This is a genomic window from Streptomyces sp. NPDC048441 (genome assembly GCF_043200235.1).
Taxonomy (GTDB): Bacteria; Actinomycetota; Actinomycetes; order Streptomycetales; family Streptomycetaceae; genus Streptomyces.
This window is the reverse complement of the sequence record NZ_JBICXM010000002.1, coordinates 43,151-58,441: the sequence shown is the minus strand read 5'-3', so window position 1 is coordinate 58,441 and position 15,291 is coordinate 43,151. Positions and strand designations below refer to the sequence as shown.

Genomic DNA, 15,291 nt, shown 5'->3' with positions numbered 1-15,291 from the left:
TCTGCCCCGGCAGACCCTCGTACCCCAAGGAGTCGATCCACCATGGTGAGCGATGCGCCGACCGGCCAGGTATCCGACCTCGACTGGCTGATGAGCGGACTCGTGCAGCGCGTGCCGCACACCCACAGCGCGGTCCTGCTCTCCTCCGACGGACTCGTGAAGTCGGTCCATGGCCTCGACCCCGACAGCGCCGACCACATGGCGGCCCTCGCCTCCGGGCTCTACTCGCTGGGGCGCAGCGCCGGCATCCGGTTCGGCGACGGCGGCGACGTGCGCCAGGTCGTCGTGGAGCTCGACTCCACCCTCCTGTTCGTTTCCACGGCGGGCTCAGGCACCTGTCTCGCGGTGCTCGCCGGGCGCGACGCGGACGCGGCGGTGCTCGGCTACGAGATGGCGATGCTGGTCAAGAGCGTGCGCCCCTACCTGATGACCGCACCCCGGCAGCCCACCGGCGAACCCGCCCCGATGAGGCATTGAGCGTGGCGGCCCCGCACGACGGGCCATGGCTCGACGCATCGGCGGGACGGCTCGTCCGTCCCTACACGGTCAGTGGCGGACGGACCCGGCCGACCGCCCAACTGGATCTCCTTACCCAGGTGATGGCCACCGGGGGTCCGGTCATCGGCTACCTGGGGCCCGAGCACACGGAGGCGCTCGGTCTCTGTACGGCACCCACATCGGTCGCGGAGATCGCGGCGCAGCTCAAGCTGCCCGCCGTCGTGACCAAAGTGCTGCTCTCCGATCTCGTCGACTGCGGGGCGCTCACCCTGAGAGCCCCGGACTTCTACCACAACCCCACTGACCGCTCCCTGTTGGAGGCAGTGCTTGATGGACTACGACGACAGCTCTGACCCCTTCCCCACCGCGCTGAAAGTCCTGGTCGCGGGAGGGTTCGGGGTCGGCAAGACGACCTTCGTGGGCGCGGTGAGCGAGATCGCGCCGCTGAGCACGGAGGAGCTCCTCACCACGGTCAGTGAGGGCACCGACGATCTGTCGGGCGTCGAGAGCAAGACCACGACGACCGTGGCCATGGACTTCGGGCGCATCACCCTCGACCCGGAGCATGTGCTCTATCTCTTCGGGACGCCCGGCCAGGAACGCTTCTGGTTCATGTGGGACGAGCTCTCCGAAGGCGCGCTCGGCGCGGTGATCCTCGCCGACACCCGCCGTCTGGAGGACTGCTTCGCGGCGGTCGACTTCTTCGAGCAGCGCGGCATGGGTTTCATCGTCGCCATCAACGAATTCGACGGCGGCTACCGCTACGAGCCCGAAGAGGTGCGTTCCGCCATCGACCTCGATCCACGGGTCCCCGTCGTGCGGTGCGACGCACGGATCTCCAGCTCGGGCATCGCGACTCTCCTCACCCTCGTCAAACACCTCCTCGCCCACGCCCCGGCCGCCCCGAGCTACGGAGCCCACACCTGATGTACGACGCGACCGCGCACCTGCTGCTCACTCCCGTCGACAAGGAGGCGCCGAGCCGGGTGCGGCGGCTGCGCAGGCTCGGCATAGGACTCCGTCCCGAGCCCGCCTTCGACGCCTTCGCCGACCGCCTGGCGGAGGTCACGGGGGCGCCGTACTCCATGGTCAACTTCATCGACGAGAACCGGCAGTTCTTCGCGGGCCTGCACACTCCGGGCGACACGGTGGACGGCTCCGAGCTGACCTCCACGGCAGCCGCACAGGACACGGCGTGCCGCTACATGGCGCGCGATCACGGGTACTGCCCGCATGTCGTCGTGCGACGCAAGGCCCTCGTCCTGGAGGACGTCTGCGACTACCCCCGGTTCGCGGGGAATCCGGTGGTCGACGAGATCGGGATCCGCTCGTATCTGGGCGCCCCGCTCATCGACCGCACGGGCATCGCCCTCGGCACGGTCTGTGTCGTGGACGTCGAGCCACGGCCCTGGGGAAGGGCGGGCCTGGAGACGATCAAGGCGATGGCGGCGGAGCTGGTCGAGCAGATTCACCGCCGGGAGGACGGCGGGATCTGAGTCACAGCTCGAGCTCGGTGCCGTCGGGGAAGCGCAGAGTGACGCTTTCGCCGTCCACCGTGCAGGAGATGGACTCCCGCAACGCCGTCGGCCGGACGGTGTCTTGGGACAGCGCGACGAGCGTGACGTGGATGCTCGCGCCGCCCGGGTGTCCCGCGGACGTCAGGTACGGAGTCGCCGAGTGCGGCCCGTACGCGTTGGCCGCCACCTCGCGGGCGATGCCCGTCCCCTCGTCCCAGCCGTGGAGTGCGACGACGGCACTGGTCAGCCCCGATGTCGTACGCGCGAGAGCCCAGCTGGGGCCCTGCTCCGCGTCCGGCTGCGTCTCATCGGCCACCGCATAGCCGCCCTCGCGGACCGTCACGCCTGCCGGGGCCTGGACGCGGTGGACGCGGATCTCCCAGGGGCCGTGCAGCGCGCTGGTCGTCCGGATGGGGAACTCTTCGCCGACACCCGGTAGTTGAGCATCATGCCGGGAGGAGGCGATACGTCCCTCGCAGCTCACCGGGTGGATCCTGCGACGGCGTGAGGGGGTGCCGCCCGGCGTGAGCAGCGCGAGGTGGTTGTCCACGGTGCGCTCCCATGCGCTCGGGGCCGTCTCGGGGGCGGTCGCCGTGGAGTAGCCGAACTTGGCGTAGTGCGGGTCGTCGGCGGCGGGGCCTTCGAGGGGGTTGTGGTCGCTGCCGTGGTTGACCAGGCGGACGATGCCGTCGTGCCGCGTGCCGTGCAGCAGCCAGCCGGGCTCGGGGAGCGCCGTGTACTGGTCGGACTCCTCGACGGGGAGCGGTAGTTCACGCTCCGTCCACACCGGGTGATCGGCGGGCAGGAGCAGACCGAGGAAGCCCTTGCTCGCCCAGTACGGGGACGCGGGGCCCGAGTAGGCCTGCGTGGACGGCAGGAACGTCCCGTACCAGCCGAGCGGAAGAAGGCCGCGCTCGTCCGGGACGCCGCGCTCCACGAAGTGCCGTGCGGTGCCGGACGCGAGGCGCCGGGTGAGGCCGGGCGCCAGCGGAGTGCAGTCCGCGAGGGCGCCCATCCAGACGGGCGCGGTCGCCGCGAAGCGGTACGTCAGCGAGCGGCCCTGATGGACAGGGGCGCCGTCGGAGCCGAAGAAGTGCGGGTAGGTGGTGAGGAACTGGGAGAGGCGCTCGCGGTAGACCTCGGCGCGACCGCCGTCGTCCTGGCCCGCCATCCGTGCCCAGAGGAGCGGGTAGAGATGCATCGCCCAGCCGATGTAGTAGTCGAAGTTGCGTCCGTCGCCGTCGCTGTACCAGCCGTCGCCGCGGTACCAGTCCTCGATGCGGTCAAGGCCGCCGTCGATGTCCGCCTTGCTGTACGGGGCGCCGACGGAGGCCAGGAACTGCTCGGACACCACCTGGAACAGGCGCCAGTTGTTGTCCCACGTCCTGCCGCCGACGAAGCCGGAGAACCAGTCGACGACCCGCTCCTGGACCTTGGGGTCGAGCTTGTCCCAGATCCAGGGGCGGGTCTCGTGCAGGGCGACCGCGATCGACGCCGCCTCCACCATCTGCTGGGAACAGTCGGTGAGTTCGGGCCAGGCCTCACCGCTCGCGGCGCCGCGGTCCGTGCCCGTTGTCAGACCCTGCGCGTAGCGTTCTATGAGGTGAGGGTCCACCTCACCGCCCGCTCCCGCGATCCGGAAGGAGGCGAGGAGGAATGACCGTGCGTACCCCTCTAGGCCGTCCGACACGACCCCCGACCAGCTGCTGCGCCCCGGCAGCCGGTATTGAGCGAAGTTCGGCGTTGCGTAAGGGACGAGCGCCTCCAGCTGCCGGTCGGCGAGCGCCTCCCAGTGGGCGCGGGTCCAGCCGGTGAGCGGGGAGCGGACGCGGTCGGTGGGCGGCAGGGCCAGGTGCGGTGCGGGCATGGTGGGTCTTTGCTCCTTATTGCTGGGGGCCCGGTGAATCACCGGGGGGCCCGGTGGCGGGCGGCCGTCACCTCAACTGCGCGGTGTGCGTATGTCCGCGCGAGCCCGCGACGCGGACGGTGACGACCGGGCGGCGGCCCGGAGTGACGGTGACCGTGTCGTCGGCGCGGACCACTCTCCCTACGGCGAAGGGCAGTTCCAGGGTGACCGTCGTGCCGGTGCGGCCGGGGTCGGCCACGGCCAGTGATATGCCGTCGTCGCCACGTCGCGCGATCACGGTGCAGGGGCCTGATGCCGTGAGCCCTGCCGCGCTGCCCGCCTGCCAGAAGTGCGCGGCGACCAGCCCCGAGCGGCGGTCCTCGACGGCCTGTGCGGTGGCGTTGTTGGCCATGATGCGGACCGGCCGTGAGCGGGCCCAGACGGCGGTGGCGGTGGCGCTCGCACCGGGGAGGAGGACGTAGGCGTACGAGGACGTGGTGGGGGAGATGCCGTGATCGAGCCACAGGGTCAGATAGCGGCGGGTGACCGGGGTGGTGCTGCCGCCGGTGTCCGCACCGGTGTTGACGGCCCGCCAGGTGCCGGTGCGTTCCTCGCGCAGGGCGTGCAGGTCGGGGTGGCCGTCGTGGTCGTCGGGGAAGACATAGCCGCCGGTGCCGTCGAGATGGGCCCAGCGGACGCCCGGCAGGGGCGCCGACCAGCCCGTGCGCGAGGGCTGCTGCTGTCCGTCGACGGTGAGGCGGGGCGCACCGTCCGCGTACAGATTGCGGTTCTCGACGACCGTTTCGATGCTTCGGCCGTCGCTCGCCGTGATGTCCGCGCCCAGGGCGACGATCGCGTTGTCGAGGAAGAACCACGCCTTCCTTGCCCGCAGCGTGCTGCCGTCGGCGATGAGTTCCATCGCGGCCGCGCCGTACCTGCCATCGAGTACGGCACCGCCCGCGACGGCGTTCTTCGGGCGGTACGTCCCCGTCCCGCCGCCCGAGCCGATGTCGGTACGGGCGCGGGTGTCCACGGTGGTGCCCGGCAGGCGGTGCGGATCGACCGTCGCCCAGAAGCCGTCCCCGAACTGGCCGAGGTCGTCGCCGTCGTACAGGTAGGCCATGCCGTCGCCGGTGTACCAGCCGTGCAGGTTCTCGCCGTTGCCCGCCTCGTACGCGGCGATGCGCTTCGAGGAGAGCGAGAGCGTGAGCGCCCAGCCGGGGCGCCTGTGCACCACGCGGTCCATGTCGGCGAACGCGAAGTGCCCGGTGAGCCGATCGGCGGTCGGGACGGCGGGGTCGTCGAGCACGGCCTTGACGCGGGCGAGCGCGGGGACGCCCACCAGGCCCGGATAGGGGTTCGTCGTGTTGCGGGTGACCCACCCCTTGGCCAGCGCGCGCCAGCGTTCGGCGTACTCGGCGGGGGCTCCGGCCGCCAGTTGCAGGATGTTGGTGAGGGTCACCGCGCCGTCCTGATGGTCCGGCGCCTTCTCGCGGGAGATCGCACGGCCGCGCAGGGCGTCCATCATCAGGCCGTCGAAGACCACCGGCGAGAATGTCCGGTCCACCGCCTCGTAGAGCACGGACGTCTTCGGGTCGCTGACCGCCCACTCGGATTCCGCGAGGAGCGCGATGAGCTGGCCCGCGCTGCCGAGCAGGACACTGCCGTACGTCCCTGTGTACGCGACGGAACCGTGCTGCACGAACGACCCGTCCTCGTAGAACCCGTCGCCCGAAGTGACGTACGTGAACAGGCTGTTCCTGCCCTGGTCCCGGACGTCGGACAGGCCGTCGCGGGCCAGCGCCAGCGTGGCCGCGTCCCGGGCGAGGAGGCCGCGAAGGGCCACGATGACGGCCTTGTCGGCGCGGTTGGCGCCGGTCTCGGACAGGGTCGGGGCGTTGGTGCGGCGGTCCGGGTCCGGGCAGAACTTCGCCACCGTGGAGACGTAGGCAGACAGGTCGGCCGGGGGCAACTGCGCCCGGAGCAGCACGCAGGTGTCCATCAGGGCGCGGGGCGCGCCGATCTCCCAGAACCACCAGTTGCCGGATTCGGGGCGGCTCGTGTTGTAGGCGTCGGAGTGCAGGAAACGCAGAGCTGAGAGCAGGACGTCCGCCGCTTCGGCGCTGTCGCTGAGGGAGGTGCCCGGTGTGGCCCAGGCGGTCGCGATCGTCCGCAGGCGGGTGTAGCTCTGGCCGAAGTTGCCGGGGTCCTTCGCGGGGGTGAGGTCGGGCCACAGAGTGGTCCGGTCGGCGGATCTGTCCAACTCCCGCCACCAGTCGGACGCCTGGGTGCCCAGGACCTTCAGGGCCGCCGCGAAGTCCGGGTCGGCGGCGTCGAACGCGCCGCCGGTGAGCTGGGCCGCCGCTCGGGCGAGCAGGGTGTCGTACGGGTCCGCGTCCGATGCGCCCGCGCCCCATGCCGTACCGCCGGCCGTCAGTGACACGGCGGCGGATGCGGCACTCGCGGCGAGGAGCGTGCGGCGTGTCGGGCCGGTGGAACCGGAGAGGGGCGTGTGCATAGGGAACTCCCATGAGGCGTCAGGGCATCGGAGTGGGGGAGAGAGGCGGGGTGGCGGGGTGGGGCGGGGTGGGGCGAGTGAAGTGCGTGTGCGATTCCGCGACAGCATGTAAGCGGTTGCTGTGCGAGGGCAAGAGGGCCTGGGATCTTTCTACGTTCTTTCTGTGCTGGCATGGTCTCTGCGGCGCATGGCCGGGGGTTAACCGGTTACTGCATCTGACGCGCCGCCGTCACCGCGTCCGCCGTGCCGCCACCGAGTCCCGCACCACGATGTGCGTGCCGAGGGTCAGCCCGCCATCGGCCGGCTGCTGCCACGCGTCGGCCTCCGCGCCCGCGTCCGGAACCGCGAGCCGCACCGCCTGGCGGCCCATCTCCTCCAGCGGTACGTGCACGGTGGTCAGGCGCGGCCGAAGGACCTGGGCGGTGGGCACGTCGTCGTAGCCGACCAGGGAGACGTCTTCGGGGACCCGCAGGCCCGCCTCCTCCAGGGCCTGCAGCGCGCCGATCGCCACCATGTCGTTGGCCGCGAAGACCGCGCTGAAGGTGAGCCCGGACGCCAGGAGTTCGGTCAGCCTGCGGTGGCCGAAGGCGGGGCTGAAGGCGCCGGTGTGCACAAGATCCGGCACGGGGGTGACGCCGCGCAGGTCGAGGGCCCTGCGGTGTCCTGCGATGCGGTCACGGGTGGTGGAGAGGTCGGGTGGTCCGCCCAGGTAGAGGATGCGGTCGTGGCCCTGGGTGAGGAGATGGTCGGTCAGGGCGAAGGCGCCACCTTCGTTGTCGTACTCCACCGAGACGGTCGGCACATCGCGGCCCACCGACGGCCTCCCGCACAGCACCAGGCGTGAGCCGCCCACATGCAGGTCCCGTGCCCTGCGGGCGACTTCGCGGCCGTACGCGCGATCCGAGTGCGCGCCGCCGACCAGCACCACCGCGTCCGCGCGCTGCTCGTGCAGCAGGTCGACGAAGGCCAGCTCGCGCTGCGGGTCGCCGTGCGTGCAGCAGACCATGCAGAGACGTCCGGCCTCCGCTGCCGCACGCTCGACGCCGCGCGCGATGTGGGCGAAGAACGGGTCGACGACGTCGTGCACGATGATGCCGACCGTCCGGCTGGAGGTCCCGGCGAGCGCCCGTGCGTGTGCGTTGACGACGTAGCCGAGCTCACGGACGGCTTCCTCGACTCGCGCGCGGGTGGCCCGCGCCACCGGATAATTGCCGTTCAGGACGCGGGAGACGGTGGCCGATGAGACCTCTGCCCGCCGTGCCACGTCGATGACCGTCGCCCGTCGCGACACCACTTGGCTTTCCCCCTTCGCTGCGGAGGGGCCACTGCCCCTGGCGTAGTAAGCGTGTACTGGTGAGCGCCTGTGCGCCAGAGAGCTGATGAAGTTTTCTCCAAGGGGACAGGCTACCGGGGGTATTGACGCTGACAGTAAGCGATTACTACGTTGCGGCCCCATGGCTGAGAAAAGGACCCGAACCGTACGTGCTCGCAGTGCCCGGACCGTCCCAACTCGCGGTACCCGGACCGTCCGCGCCGCGACAGCGACCGCAGCCGCGGCCGCCACCCTCGCGCTCGCCCTCCCCGCCCACGCCGTGCCCTTCGACCCCGCCCCGGGTGCGGACGGCGTCGGCGACCCGCTGTTCCCGACGCTCGGCAACGGCGGCTACGACGTCCGCCACTACGACCTCTCCTTCGACTTCACACCGGTGACGTACGACTTCACCGGCACCATGAAGATCAAGGCGAGAGCCACTCAGGACCTCTCGACCTTCAACCTCGACATCGACTCGCTGGCCATCGACGCCATCAAGGTCGACGGCAAGAACGCCACCTGGGCGATCGGCCCCGGCAAGACGGGCCAGGAGCTCACCGTCACCCCGCCGGGCGGCCTGCACGACAACCGCGCCTTCGACGTCGAACTGACCTACCACGGCAACGGCAAGACCAAGCCGATAGGGCAACCGGGCTGGCGCTACATGTCAGACGGCGGCTTCGCGTCCGCCGCCCAGGCCTCCCGCGCCGACACCTTCGCGCCGGTCAACGACCACCCATCGGACAAGGCCACCTGGTCCTTCCACCTCACCGCCCCCGACGGCTGGACGCCCGGCGCCAACGGCAACCTCACCGGCACGCGCAAGGCGGCGGACTCCGGGAAGACCTGGGACTTCGCCCTCAAGTCCCCGATGGCGCCCGAGCTGTTGGGCATCTCCGTCAACAAGCAGACCTACGTCTACGGACGCGGCCCGCACGGAGTGAAGCTGCGCCACCTCATACCCGAGGACCAGCAGGCGAAGTACAAGCCCATCGCCGAAGAGACGGGCGGACAGCTGGCATGGCTGGAGAGGACCCTCGGCGTGCGCTATCCGTTCGACACCTACGGGGTGCAGATCGTGCGGGACGGCTACAGCGACGCGCTGGAGAACCAGACCCTGTCACTCTTCGGTCCTTCCTGGTTCGACCGTCCCACCTACTCGACCACCATGGTCCATGAGCTGACCCACCAGTGGTTCGGCGACTCCGTCACCCCCGCCACCTGGCAGGACGCGTGGATGAACGAGGGACCGGCCGTCTACTACGCGGCCGTGTGGGCGGACCAGAAGGGGTTCCAGCCCATCGAGGAGAAGATGAAGACCGCGTACGCGAAGCTCGACGCGGTCCGCAAGACCGACGGCCCGCCCGGAAAGCCCACGGGGCTCGGCGGCTTCAATATCTACGACGGCGCCGCTGTCTCCCTCTACGCCCTCAACCAGCAGATCGGGCAGGAGGAGTTCGACGCCGTCATGAAGTCGTGGCTGACGAAGCACCGGCACGGCAACGCCTCCACCCAGGACTTCATCGACAACGCCGTCAAGGTCACCGGCGACGAGTCGGTCGGCACGTTCCTGAACCACTGGCTGTACGACCTCGACAACCCGCCCATGCCGGGCCACCCGGACTGGGGTGTCGCGAAGTGAGGCGCTCACGCATCGCCGCGGGGATCGTCGCCGTCGCGGCGCTCGGAGCGGTCATCGCCCCGCAGAGCGCCGCTCAGGCCGCTCCGGGCCCCAGGACCCTTCACGCGGCCCCGAACGGCTCGGGAGAGGCCTGTACCCCCTCCAGCCCCTGCTCCCCACAGGCCGCCCGCGACGCCGCTCGCACCGTCGACGGACGGGACGTACGCGTCGAACTCGTCGGCGGCACCTACGAGATGAGCGAGCCGCTCGAGCTGGGCGCCGCGGACTCCGGGCGCGACGGGCACACCGTCACCTGGGCCGCGGCCCGCGGGGCCGAGCCGGTGTTCTCCGGAGGGCGGCAGCTCAAGGGATGGTCCGAAGCCGCCGACGGCACCTGGACCGCCGATGTCCCCGAAGGGATCACCCCGCGCCAGCTGTTCGTGGACGGCGACCGGGCGGTGCGCGCGCGTGGCGGGGCTTGCGCCGCGAGCACCTGTGACGCGACGAAGACCGGCATGACGGGCGCCACGGCCACCGGTATCGCGAAGTGGCAGCAACCCACCGGCGCCGAGGCCGTCATCAAGGTCCGCTGGCGGGACTACCACTGCCGGATCGCTGGCGTCGAAGGGGACGACCTCACCTTCGCGCAGCCCTGCTGGACCAACTCCGCGAGCGGCACGAACCGTACGGGACCGGCCTGGGACTCCACCACCGTCGACTCGGCGCGCTACTCCGGAGTCGCCTTCTTCGAGAACGCCCGTGAACTCCTCGACAAACCGGGCGAGTTCGTCTGGGACGCCGATGACCGCACCGTCACCTACCTCCCACGCAAGGGCGAAGACATGCGTCACGCGCGCGTGCTCACCCCAGTGACCGAGCGGCTCATGGTCATCGACGGCGCCCACGACCTCCGCGTGCAGGGCATCGGCTTCGCGTACGCCGCGTACCGCCAGCCGTCCACCGACGAGGGCTACGCGGGCACCCAGGCGGGCCTCACGCTCACCGGAGCCACCGGCCCTGTCGATCACGCGGGCCGCCACTACACGAAGCCGAGCGGGGCGCTGACCGTGCGCGGTGGCCGTGATGTGGCCGTCAGCGGCAGCGAGTTCACGCATCTGGGTGGTGCCGGAGTGATTCTCGAATCCGGCACCAAGGACACGTCGGTCACCCGCTCCCGCTTCACCGACCTGTCGTCCGGCGCCCTGTACGTCGGCGACACCGAGCCCGAACCGGCCGCGGAACTCGCCGGGGAGCGGAACACCGTCGCGTACAACACGATCCGCCGCACCGGCGTCGAGTACACCGACTCGGTGGGCATCTGGGCCGGATACGAGGCCTCTCTCGCCATCGACCACAACACCATCGACGACCTGCCCTACTCAGGGATCTCGGTCGGCTGGGGCTGGAACCAGCCGGAGGCCCAGAAGTCCGTCCTCCGCGACAATCGCATCACCGGCAACCGGATCACCAACGTCATGCGCGTCGAGCACACCCAGCACGACGGCGGCGCCATCTACACGCAGGGCGCCCAGCCCGGCACGGTCGTGTCCGGCAACTACATCAACCGCTCCGCCTACGGGAACACCGAGCGCGACGGCAACGGCATCTACCTCGACGAGCAGTCCTCGTACATCCGTGTCGAAGAGAATGTGATCACGCGGATCGGCTACAAGTGGGTCTCCAACTGGGCCGATTACGGCATCCAGAACCACGCCACCGGCAACTGGACCGACACGCCGCCCCTCGCGGGCACCGGGTCGACGATGAAGGACAACCACACGAAGCTGGACCGGCTGCCTTCGGAGGCGCTCGCCGTGGCGGCACGCGCGGGCGCGCGCGAGGCACCGGCCGAGCAGCTGCGCCCGGACCTCGCCCGTACGGGCACGGCGTCGCAGTCCTCCACGGACGGCGCGGCCCCGGCGGCATACGCGACCGACGGTGACACCTCCACCGACACCCGCACCCTCGCCGAACCGGGCGCCTGGTGGCAGGTCGACCTCGGCGAAGCGCGGCGCGTGGGACAGATCGAGGTCTGGAACAACACCTCCATGACCACGGCCGACTTCGACGTCCAACTCGCCCGCACCGCGGACTTCGCCGACGCCACGACCGTGCACGTCACCGGACGATCACTTCGGCCCACACTCCTCGACACGGACGCGGAAGCCAGATACATAAGGATCAAGCTCACCGGCACGGGACGCGTGGCACTCTCCCACGTACTCGTGCATCCTGCACGGACATAGGCAACACCCGCACCCGCACAGGTATTTGTACGGAAAGGCACACCATGACCGACCTCCGTCTCGGCGTCATCGGCTACGGCTTGCGCGGCTCACTGGCCCGCACCGCACACCGGCCAGGCGCGGGCTCCCGCGTCACCGCGCTCGCGGACCACGACGCCACCGCACGGACGGAGGCGGCCGTGGCCTTCCCCGGCGCCCTGATATCCAGCGATCACCGCAAGGTCATCGAGGACCCGGACGTCGACGCGATCGTGATCCTCACCCCCGACCACACCCACGCACAGCTCGCCTGCGAGGCGCTGCGCGAGAAGAAGCCCGTCTTCGTGGAGAAGCCGATGGAGATCGGCATCGAGGCCTGCGACGAGATCCTGCGGACCGCCCACGACACGGGAACCCGCCTCTACGTAGGCCACAACATGCGCCACATGCCCGTGGTCAGGCTGATGCGGGACATCATCCAGCGCGGCGAGATCGGCGAGGTCAAGACGGTCTGGGTACGCCACTTCGTCGCCTACGGAGGGGACTGGTACTTCAAGGACTGGCACGCCGAACGGCAGCACACCACCGGCCTGTTGCTTCAGAAGGCCGCCCATGACATCGACGTCCTGCACTGGCTCGCGAACGGCTACACCCGCCAGGTGCAGGCCCTCGGCGACCTCATGGTCTACGGAGACAACCCGCACCGCCGCGAGCCGGGCGAGCCGAAGGCGGACGACTGGTACACCAAGGACGGCCACTGGCCGCCGCACACCCAGCGCGACCTCAACCCCGTCATCGACATCGAGGACGTCTCGCTGGTCAACATGCGCCTCGACAACGGGGTGCTGGCCTCCTACCAGCAGTGCCACTTCACCCCCGACTACTGGCGCAACTACACCGTCATCGGCGACGCGGGCCGCCTGGAGAACTTCGGTGACGGCCCCGGGGGAGTGGTGAAGGTCTGGAATGCGAAGCGTTCGACCTACCGTCCCGACGCCGATGCCGAATATCCGGTCCCCGACGCCCAGGACGAGGGCGGGCACGGCGGATCCGACCCGCTGCTCATCGAGGAGTTCGTACGGTTCGTCCGCGAGGGAGGGCGCACCGACACGTCGCCGGTCGCGGCCCGGATGGCGGTGGCGGCGGGCGTGCGCGCCACGCAGTCGCTGCGGGGCGGGGGCACGCCGCAGGAGGTGCCCGCCCTCGACCCGGAGCTCATCGCGTACTTCGAGCGGGGGCAGACCCGCTAGGGCCTGTCCGGCCAGGGCCTGAAGGAAAGCTGCGGCGGCGCTTAAGAAATCCTCGATGGACCGGGGCGCCGCCGTAAGGAAGATTCCTGTGTCGTCGGTGGAAGAAGCGACGTACGACAGGAGCCGTTGCGTTGAAGGCGCTGGTCAAGGAGAAGGCGGAGCCAGGGCTCCGGCTGATGGACGTACCGGAGCCGGTCATCGGCCACGGAGACGTCCTGATCAAGGTGCTCCGCACCGGGATCTGCGGCACGGATCTGCACATCCGGGCCTGGGACGGCTGGGCGCAGCAGGCGATCTCGGCGCCGCTCGTCGTCGGGCACGAGTTCGTCGGCGAGGTCGTGGCGACCGGGCGCGACGTCGCCGACATCAAGATCGGCGACCGGGTCAGCGGCGAGGGCCACCTGGTCTGCGGCAAGTGCCGCAACTGCCAGGCGGGCCGCCGCCATCTGTGCCGCGCGACGGTGGGGCTCGGCGTCGGCAGGGACGGGGCGTTCGCGGAGTACGTCGCCCTGCCCGCGGGCAATGTGTGGGTGCACCGCGTTCCCGTCGACCTCGATGTGGCCGCGATCTTCGACCCGTTCGGCAACGCGGTGCACACCGCGCTCTCGTTCCCGCTGGTCGGCGAGGACGTACTGATCACCGGGGCGGGCCCGATCGGCCTGATGGCCGCGGCCGTGGCCCGGCACGCGGGCGCCCGCAACGTCGTCATCACGGACGTCAGCGAGGAGCGCCTCGAACTCGCCCGCAAGATCGGCGTGAGCCTGGCGCTGAACGTCGCCGAGACCTCCATCGCCGCCGGACAGCGTGAGCTCGGCCTGCGCGAGGGCTTCGACGTCGGCCTGGAGATGTCCGGCAACCCCGTCGCGATGCGCGACATGCTCGCCAACATGACCCACGGCGGCAAGATCGCCATGCTCGGTCTGCCGTCCGACGAGTTCGCCGTCGACTGGTCCCGGATCGTCACCTCCATGATCACGATCAAGGGCATCTACGGCCGCGAGATGTTCGAGACCTGGTACTCCATGTCCGTGCTGCTCGAAGGCGGCCTCGACCTGGCCCCCGTGATCACAGGACGCTACGGCCACCGCGACTTCGAAGCGGCCTTCGACGACGCGGCGAGCGGCCGCGGCGGCAAGGTCATCCTCGACTGGACCTCCTGAACTCCGACCGCCCCGACCGCCCCGAGCGTCCCGACCGCCTCAGCTGCTGAAGGAATCAAGCATGTTCGACTCCGTACGCGACGACCTGCGCACCACTCTCGACGAGATCCGCGCCGCCGGTCTTCACAAGCCCGAGCGCGTCATCGGCACCCCGCAGTCCTCCACGGTCGCCGTCACCACCGGGGGCCGCCCCGGTGAGGTACTGAACTTCTGCGCGAACAACTACCTCGGCCTCGCCGACCACCCCGAGGTGATCGCCGCCGCGCACGAGGCACTCGACCGCTGGGGCTACGGCATGGCGTCCGTGCGCTTCATCTGCGGTACGCAGGAGGTGCACAAGGAGCTCGAGGGGCGCCTGTCCACGTTCCTCGGCCAGGAGGACACGATCCTCTACTCGTCCTGCTTCGACGCCAACGGCGGTGTCTTCGAGACGCTGCTCGGCGAGGAGGACGCGGTCATCTCGGACGCGCTCAACCACGCGTCGATCATCGACGGTATCCGCCTCAGCAAGGCGCGTCGATTCCGCTACGCCAACCGTGATCTCGCCGATCTGGAGCGGCAGTTGAAGGAGGCCCAGTCGGCCAGGCGTCGCCTGATCGTCACCGACGGTGTCTTCTCCATGGACGGATACGTCGCCCCGCTGCGGGGGATCTGCGACCTCGCCGACCGCTACGACGCGATGGTGATGGTCGACGACTCGCACGCCGTCGGCTTCGTCGGCCCCGGCGGCCGAGGCACGCCCGAACTGCACGGCGTCATGGACCGCGTCGACATCATCACGGGCACGCTCGGCAAGGCGCTCGGCGGTGCCTCCGGCGGCTACGTCGCCGCCCGTGCGGAGATCGTCGCGCTCCTTCGCCAGCGCTCGCGCCCGTACCTCTTCTCGAACACCCTCGCCCCGGTGATCGCGGCGGCCTCGCTGAAGGTGCTCGACCTCCTCGAGTCCGCGGGAGACCTGCGGGAGCGCCTCGCCGCGAACACCGCGCTTTTCCGCTCGCGGATGACCGAGGAGGGCTTCGACATCCTGCCGGGTGACCACGCGATCGCCCCGGTGATGATCGGTGACGCCTCGGTCGCCGGGCGCCTCGCGGAGCTGCTCCTCGAGCGGGGTGTGTACGTGATCGGCTTCTCGTACCCCGTGGTGCCGCAGGGCGCGGCCCGGATCCGCGTGCAGCTGTCGGCCGCGCACTCCACGGAGGACGTGAACAGGGCGGTGGACGCGTTCGTGGCGGCGCGGGCGGAGCTGGACGCTGCGGGTGCCTGAGCGCATACGGGTGCCTGAGCGCATACAGGTGCCTGGGTGCTCGCTCGGGGCCGCTGGTGTCGGTGAGGCCCGCAGTTTGG

The 15,291-nt window shown here is 70.3% G+C and carries 12 protein-coding genes; 9 read left to right on the top strand and 3 right to left on the bottom strand.

Annotated features, from left to right (window positions below; translation table 11 throughout):
• Positions 1–42 precede the first annotated feature (42 nt).
• Genes ACGFSB_RS04595 through ACGFSB_RS04580 form a run of 4 tightly spaced genes read left to right on the top strand, consistent with a single transcriptional unit; the run spans position 43 to position 1,994 of the window.
• Positions 43–477, top strand: coding sequence for a roadblock/LC7 domain-containing protein (locus ACGFSB_RS04595; RefSeq protein ID WP_393393991.1), 435 nt, complete (start codon positions 43–45; stop codon positions 475–477).
• A gap of 2 nt (positions 478–479) precedes the next feature.
• Entirely contained in the window at positions 480–851 is a 372-nt protein-coding gene (locus ACGFSB_RS04590; protein ID WP_393393988.1) for a DUF742 domain-containing protein, read from the top strand.
• Positions 829–1,425: an ATP/GTP-binding protein gene (locus ACGFSB_RS04585; RefSeq protein WP_393393985.1), complete on the top strand. Its 597-nt coding sequence runs from the start codon at positions 829–831 to the stop codon at positions 1,423–1,425. The genes ACGFSB_RS04590 and ACGFSB_RS04585 overlap by 23 nt, the downstream gene beginning before the upstream one ends.
• Positions 1,422–1,994 carry a GAF domain-containing protein gene (locus tag ACGFSB_RS04580; RefSeq protein WP_393395728.1) on the top strand — a complete coding sequence of 191 codons (573 nt, stop codon included), beginning with the start codon at positions 1,422–1,424 and terminating at the stop codon, positions 1,992–1,994. Before ACGFSB_RS04585 ends, ACGFSB_RS04580 begins: the two co-directional genes overlap by 4 nt.
• A gap of 1 nt (position 1,995) precedes the next feature.
• Here the strand turns inward: ACGFSB_RS04580 and ACGFSB_RS04575 are convergent, their stop codons facing one another.
• The 3 genes from ACGFSB_RS04575 to ACGFSB_RS04565 all read right to left on the bottom strand — a co-directional run bounded on the left by ACGFSB_RS04575 (position 1,996) and on the right by ACGFSB_RS04565 (position 7,673).
• Positions 1,996–3,882, bottom strand: a complete 1,887-nt coding sequence (locus ACGFSB_RS04575) for a DUF2264 domain-containing protein (protein ID WP_393393983.1) — start codon at positions 3,880–3,882, stop codon at positions 1,996–1,998.
• A gap of 67 nt (positions 3,883–3,949) precedes the next feature.
• Positions 3,950–6,379: a polysaccharide lyase 8 family protein gene (locus tag ACGFSB_RS04570; RefSeq protein WP_393393981.1), complete on the bottom strand. Its 2,430-nt coding sequence runs from the start codon at positions 6,377–6,379 to the stop codon at positions 3,950–3,952.
• A 229-nt stretch (positions 6,380–6,608) separates the two neighbouring features.
• A complete protein-coding gene (locus ACGFSB_RS04565) occupies positions 6,609–7,673 on the bottom strand; it encodes a LacI family DNA-binding transcriptional regulator (protein ID WP_393393978.1) in 1,065 nt (354 codons plus the stop codon).
• 160 nt (positions 7,674–7,833) lie between these two features.
• Here ACGFSB_RS04565 and ACGFSB_RS04560 point away from each other — a divergent pair, with 160 nt between their 5' ends.
• The 5 genes from ACGFSB_RS04560 (at position 7,834) to ACGFSB_RS04540 (ending at position 15,211) form a co-directional block, all read left to right on the top strand.
• Positions 7,834–9,333: a M1 family metallopeptidase gene (locus tag ACGFSB_RS04560; protein WP_393393975.1), complete on the top strand. Its 1,500-nt coding sequence runs from the start codon at positions 7,834–7,836 to the stop codon at positions 9,331–9,333.
• Between the two features lie 11 nt (positions 9,334–9,344).
• Positions 9,345–11,558, top strand: a complete 2,214-nt coding sequence (locus tag ACGFSB_RS04555; RefSeq protein WP_393395725.1) for a right-handed parallel beta-helix repeat-containing protein — start codon at positions 9,345–9,347, stop codon at positions 11,556–11,558.
• Positions 11,559–11,602: 44 nt separating this feature from the next.
• Positions 11,603–12,787, top strand: coding sequence for a Gfo/Idh/MocA family protein (locus ACGFSB_RS04550; protein ID WP_393393973.1), 1,185 nt, complete (start codon positions 11,603–11,605; stop codon positions 12,785–12,787).
• A gap of 131 nt (positions 12,788–12,918) precedes the next feature.
• Entirely contained in the window at positions 12,919–13,947 is a 1,029-nt protein-coding gene (tdh, locus tag ACGFSB_RS04545) for an L-threonine 3-dehydrogenase (RefSeq protein ID WP_393393970.1), read from the top strand.
• A 61-nt stretch (positions 13,948–14,008) separates the two neighbouring features.
• A complete protein-coding gene (locus ACGFSB_RS04540) occupies positions 14,009–15,211 on the top strand; it encodes a glycine C-acetyltransferase (protein ID WP_393393967.1) in 1,203 nt (400 codons plus the stop codon).
• The last annotated feature ends 80 nt before the right edge of the window (positions 15,212–15,291 follow it).

Coding starts and splice junctions, on each gene's coding strand:
- ACGFSB_RS04595 (WP_393393991.1), top strand. CDS start 43: ATGGTGAGCGATGCGCCGACCGGCCAGGTATCCGACCTCGACTGGCTG.
- ACGFSB_RS04585 (WP_393393985.1), top strand. CDS start 829: ATGGACTACGACGACAGCTCTGACCCCTTCCCCACCGCGCTGAAAGTC.
- ACGFSB_RS04575 (WP_393393983.1), bottom strand. CDS start 3,882: ATGCCCGCACCGCACCTGGCCCTGCCGCCCACCGACCGCGTCCGCTCC.
- ACGFSB_RS04570 (WP_393393981.1), bottom strand. CDS start 6,379: ATGCACACGCCCCTCTCCGGTTCCACCGGCCCGACACGCCGCACGCTC.
- ACGFSB_RS04560 (WP_393393975.1), top strand. CDS start 7,834: ATGGCTGAGAAAAGGACCCGAACCGTACGTGCTCGCAGTGCCCGGACC.
- ACGFSB_RS04550 (WP_393393973.1), top strand. CDS start 11,603: ATGACCGACCTCCGTCTCGGCGTCATCGGCTACGGCTTGCGCGGCTCA.
- ACGFSB_RS04540 (WP_393393967.1), top strand. CDS start 14,009: ATGTTCGACTCCGTACGCGACGACCTGCGCACCACTCTCGACGAGATC.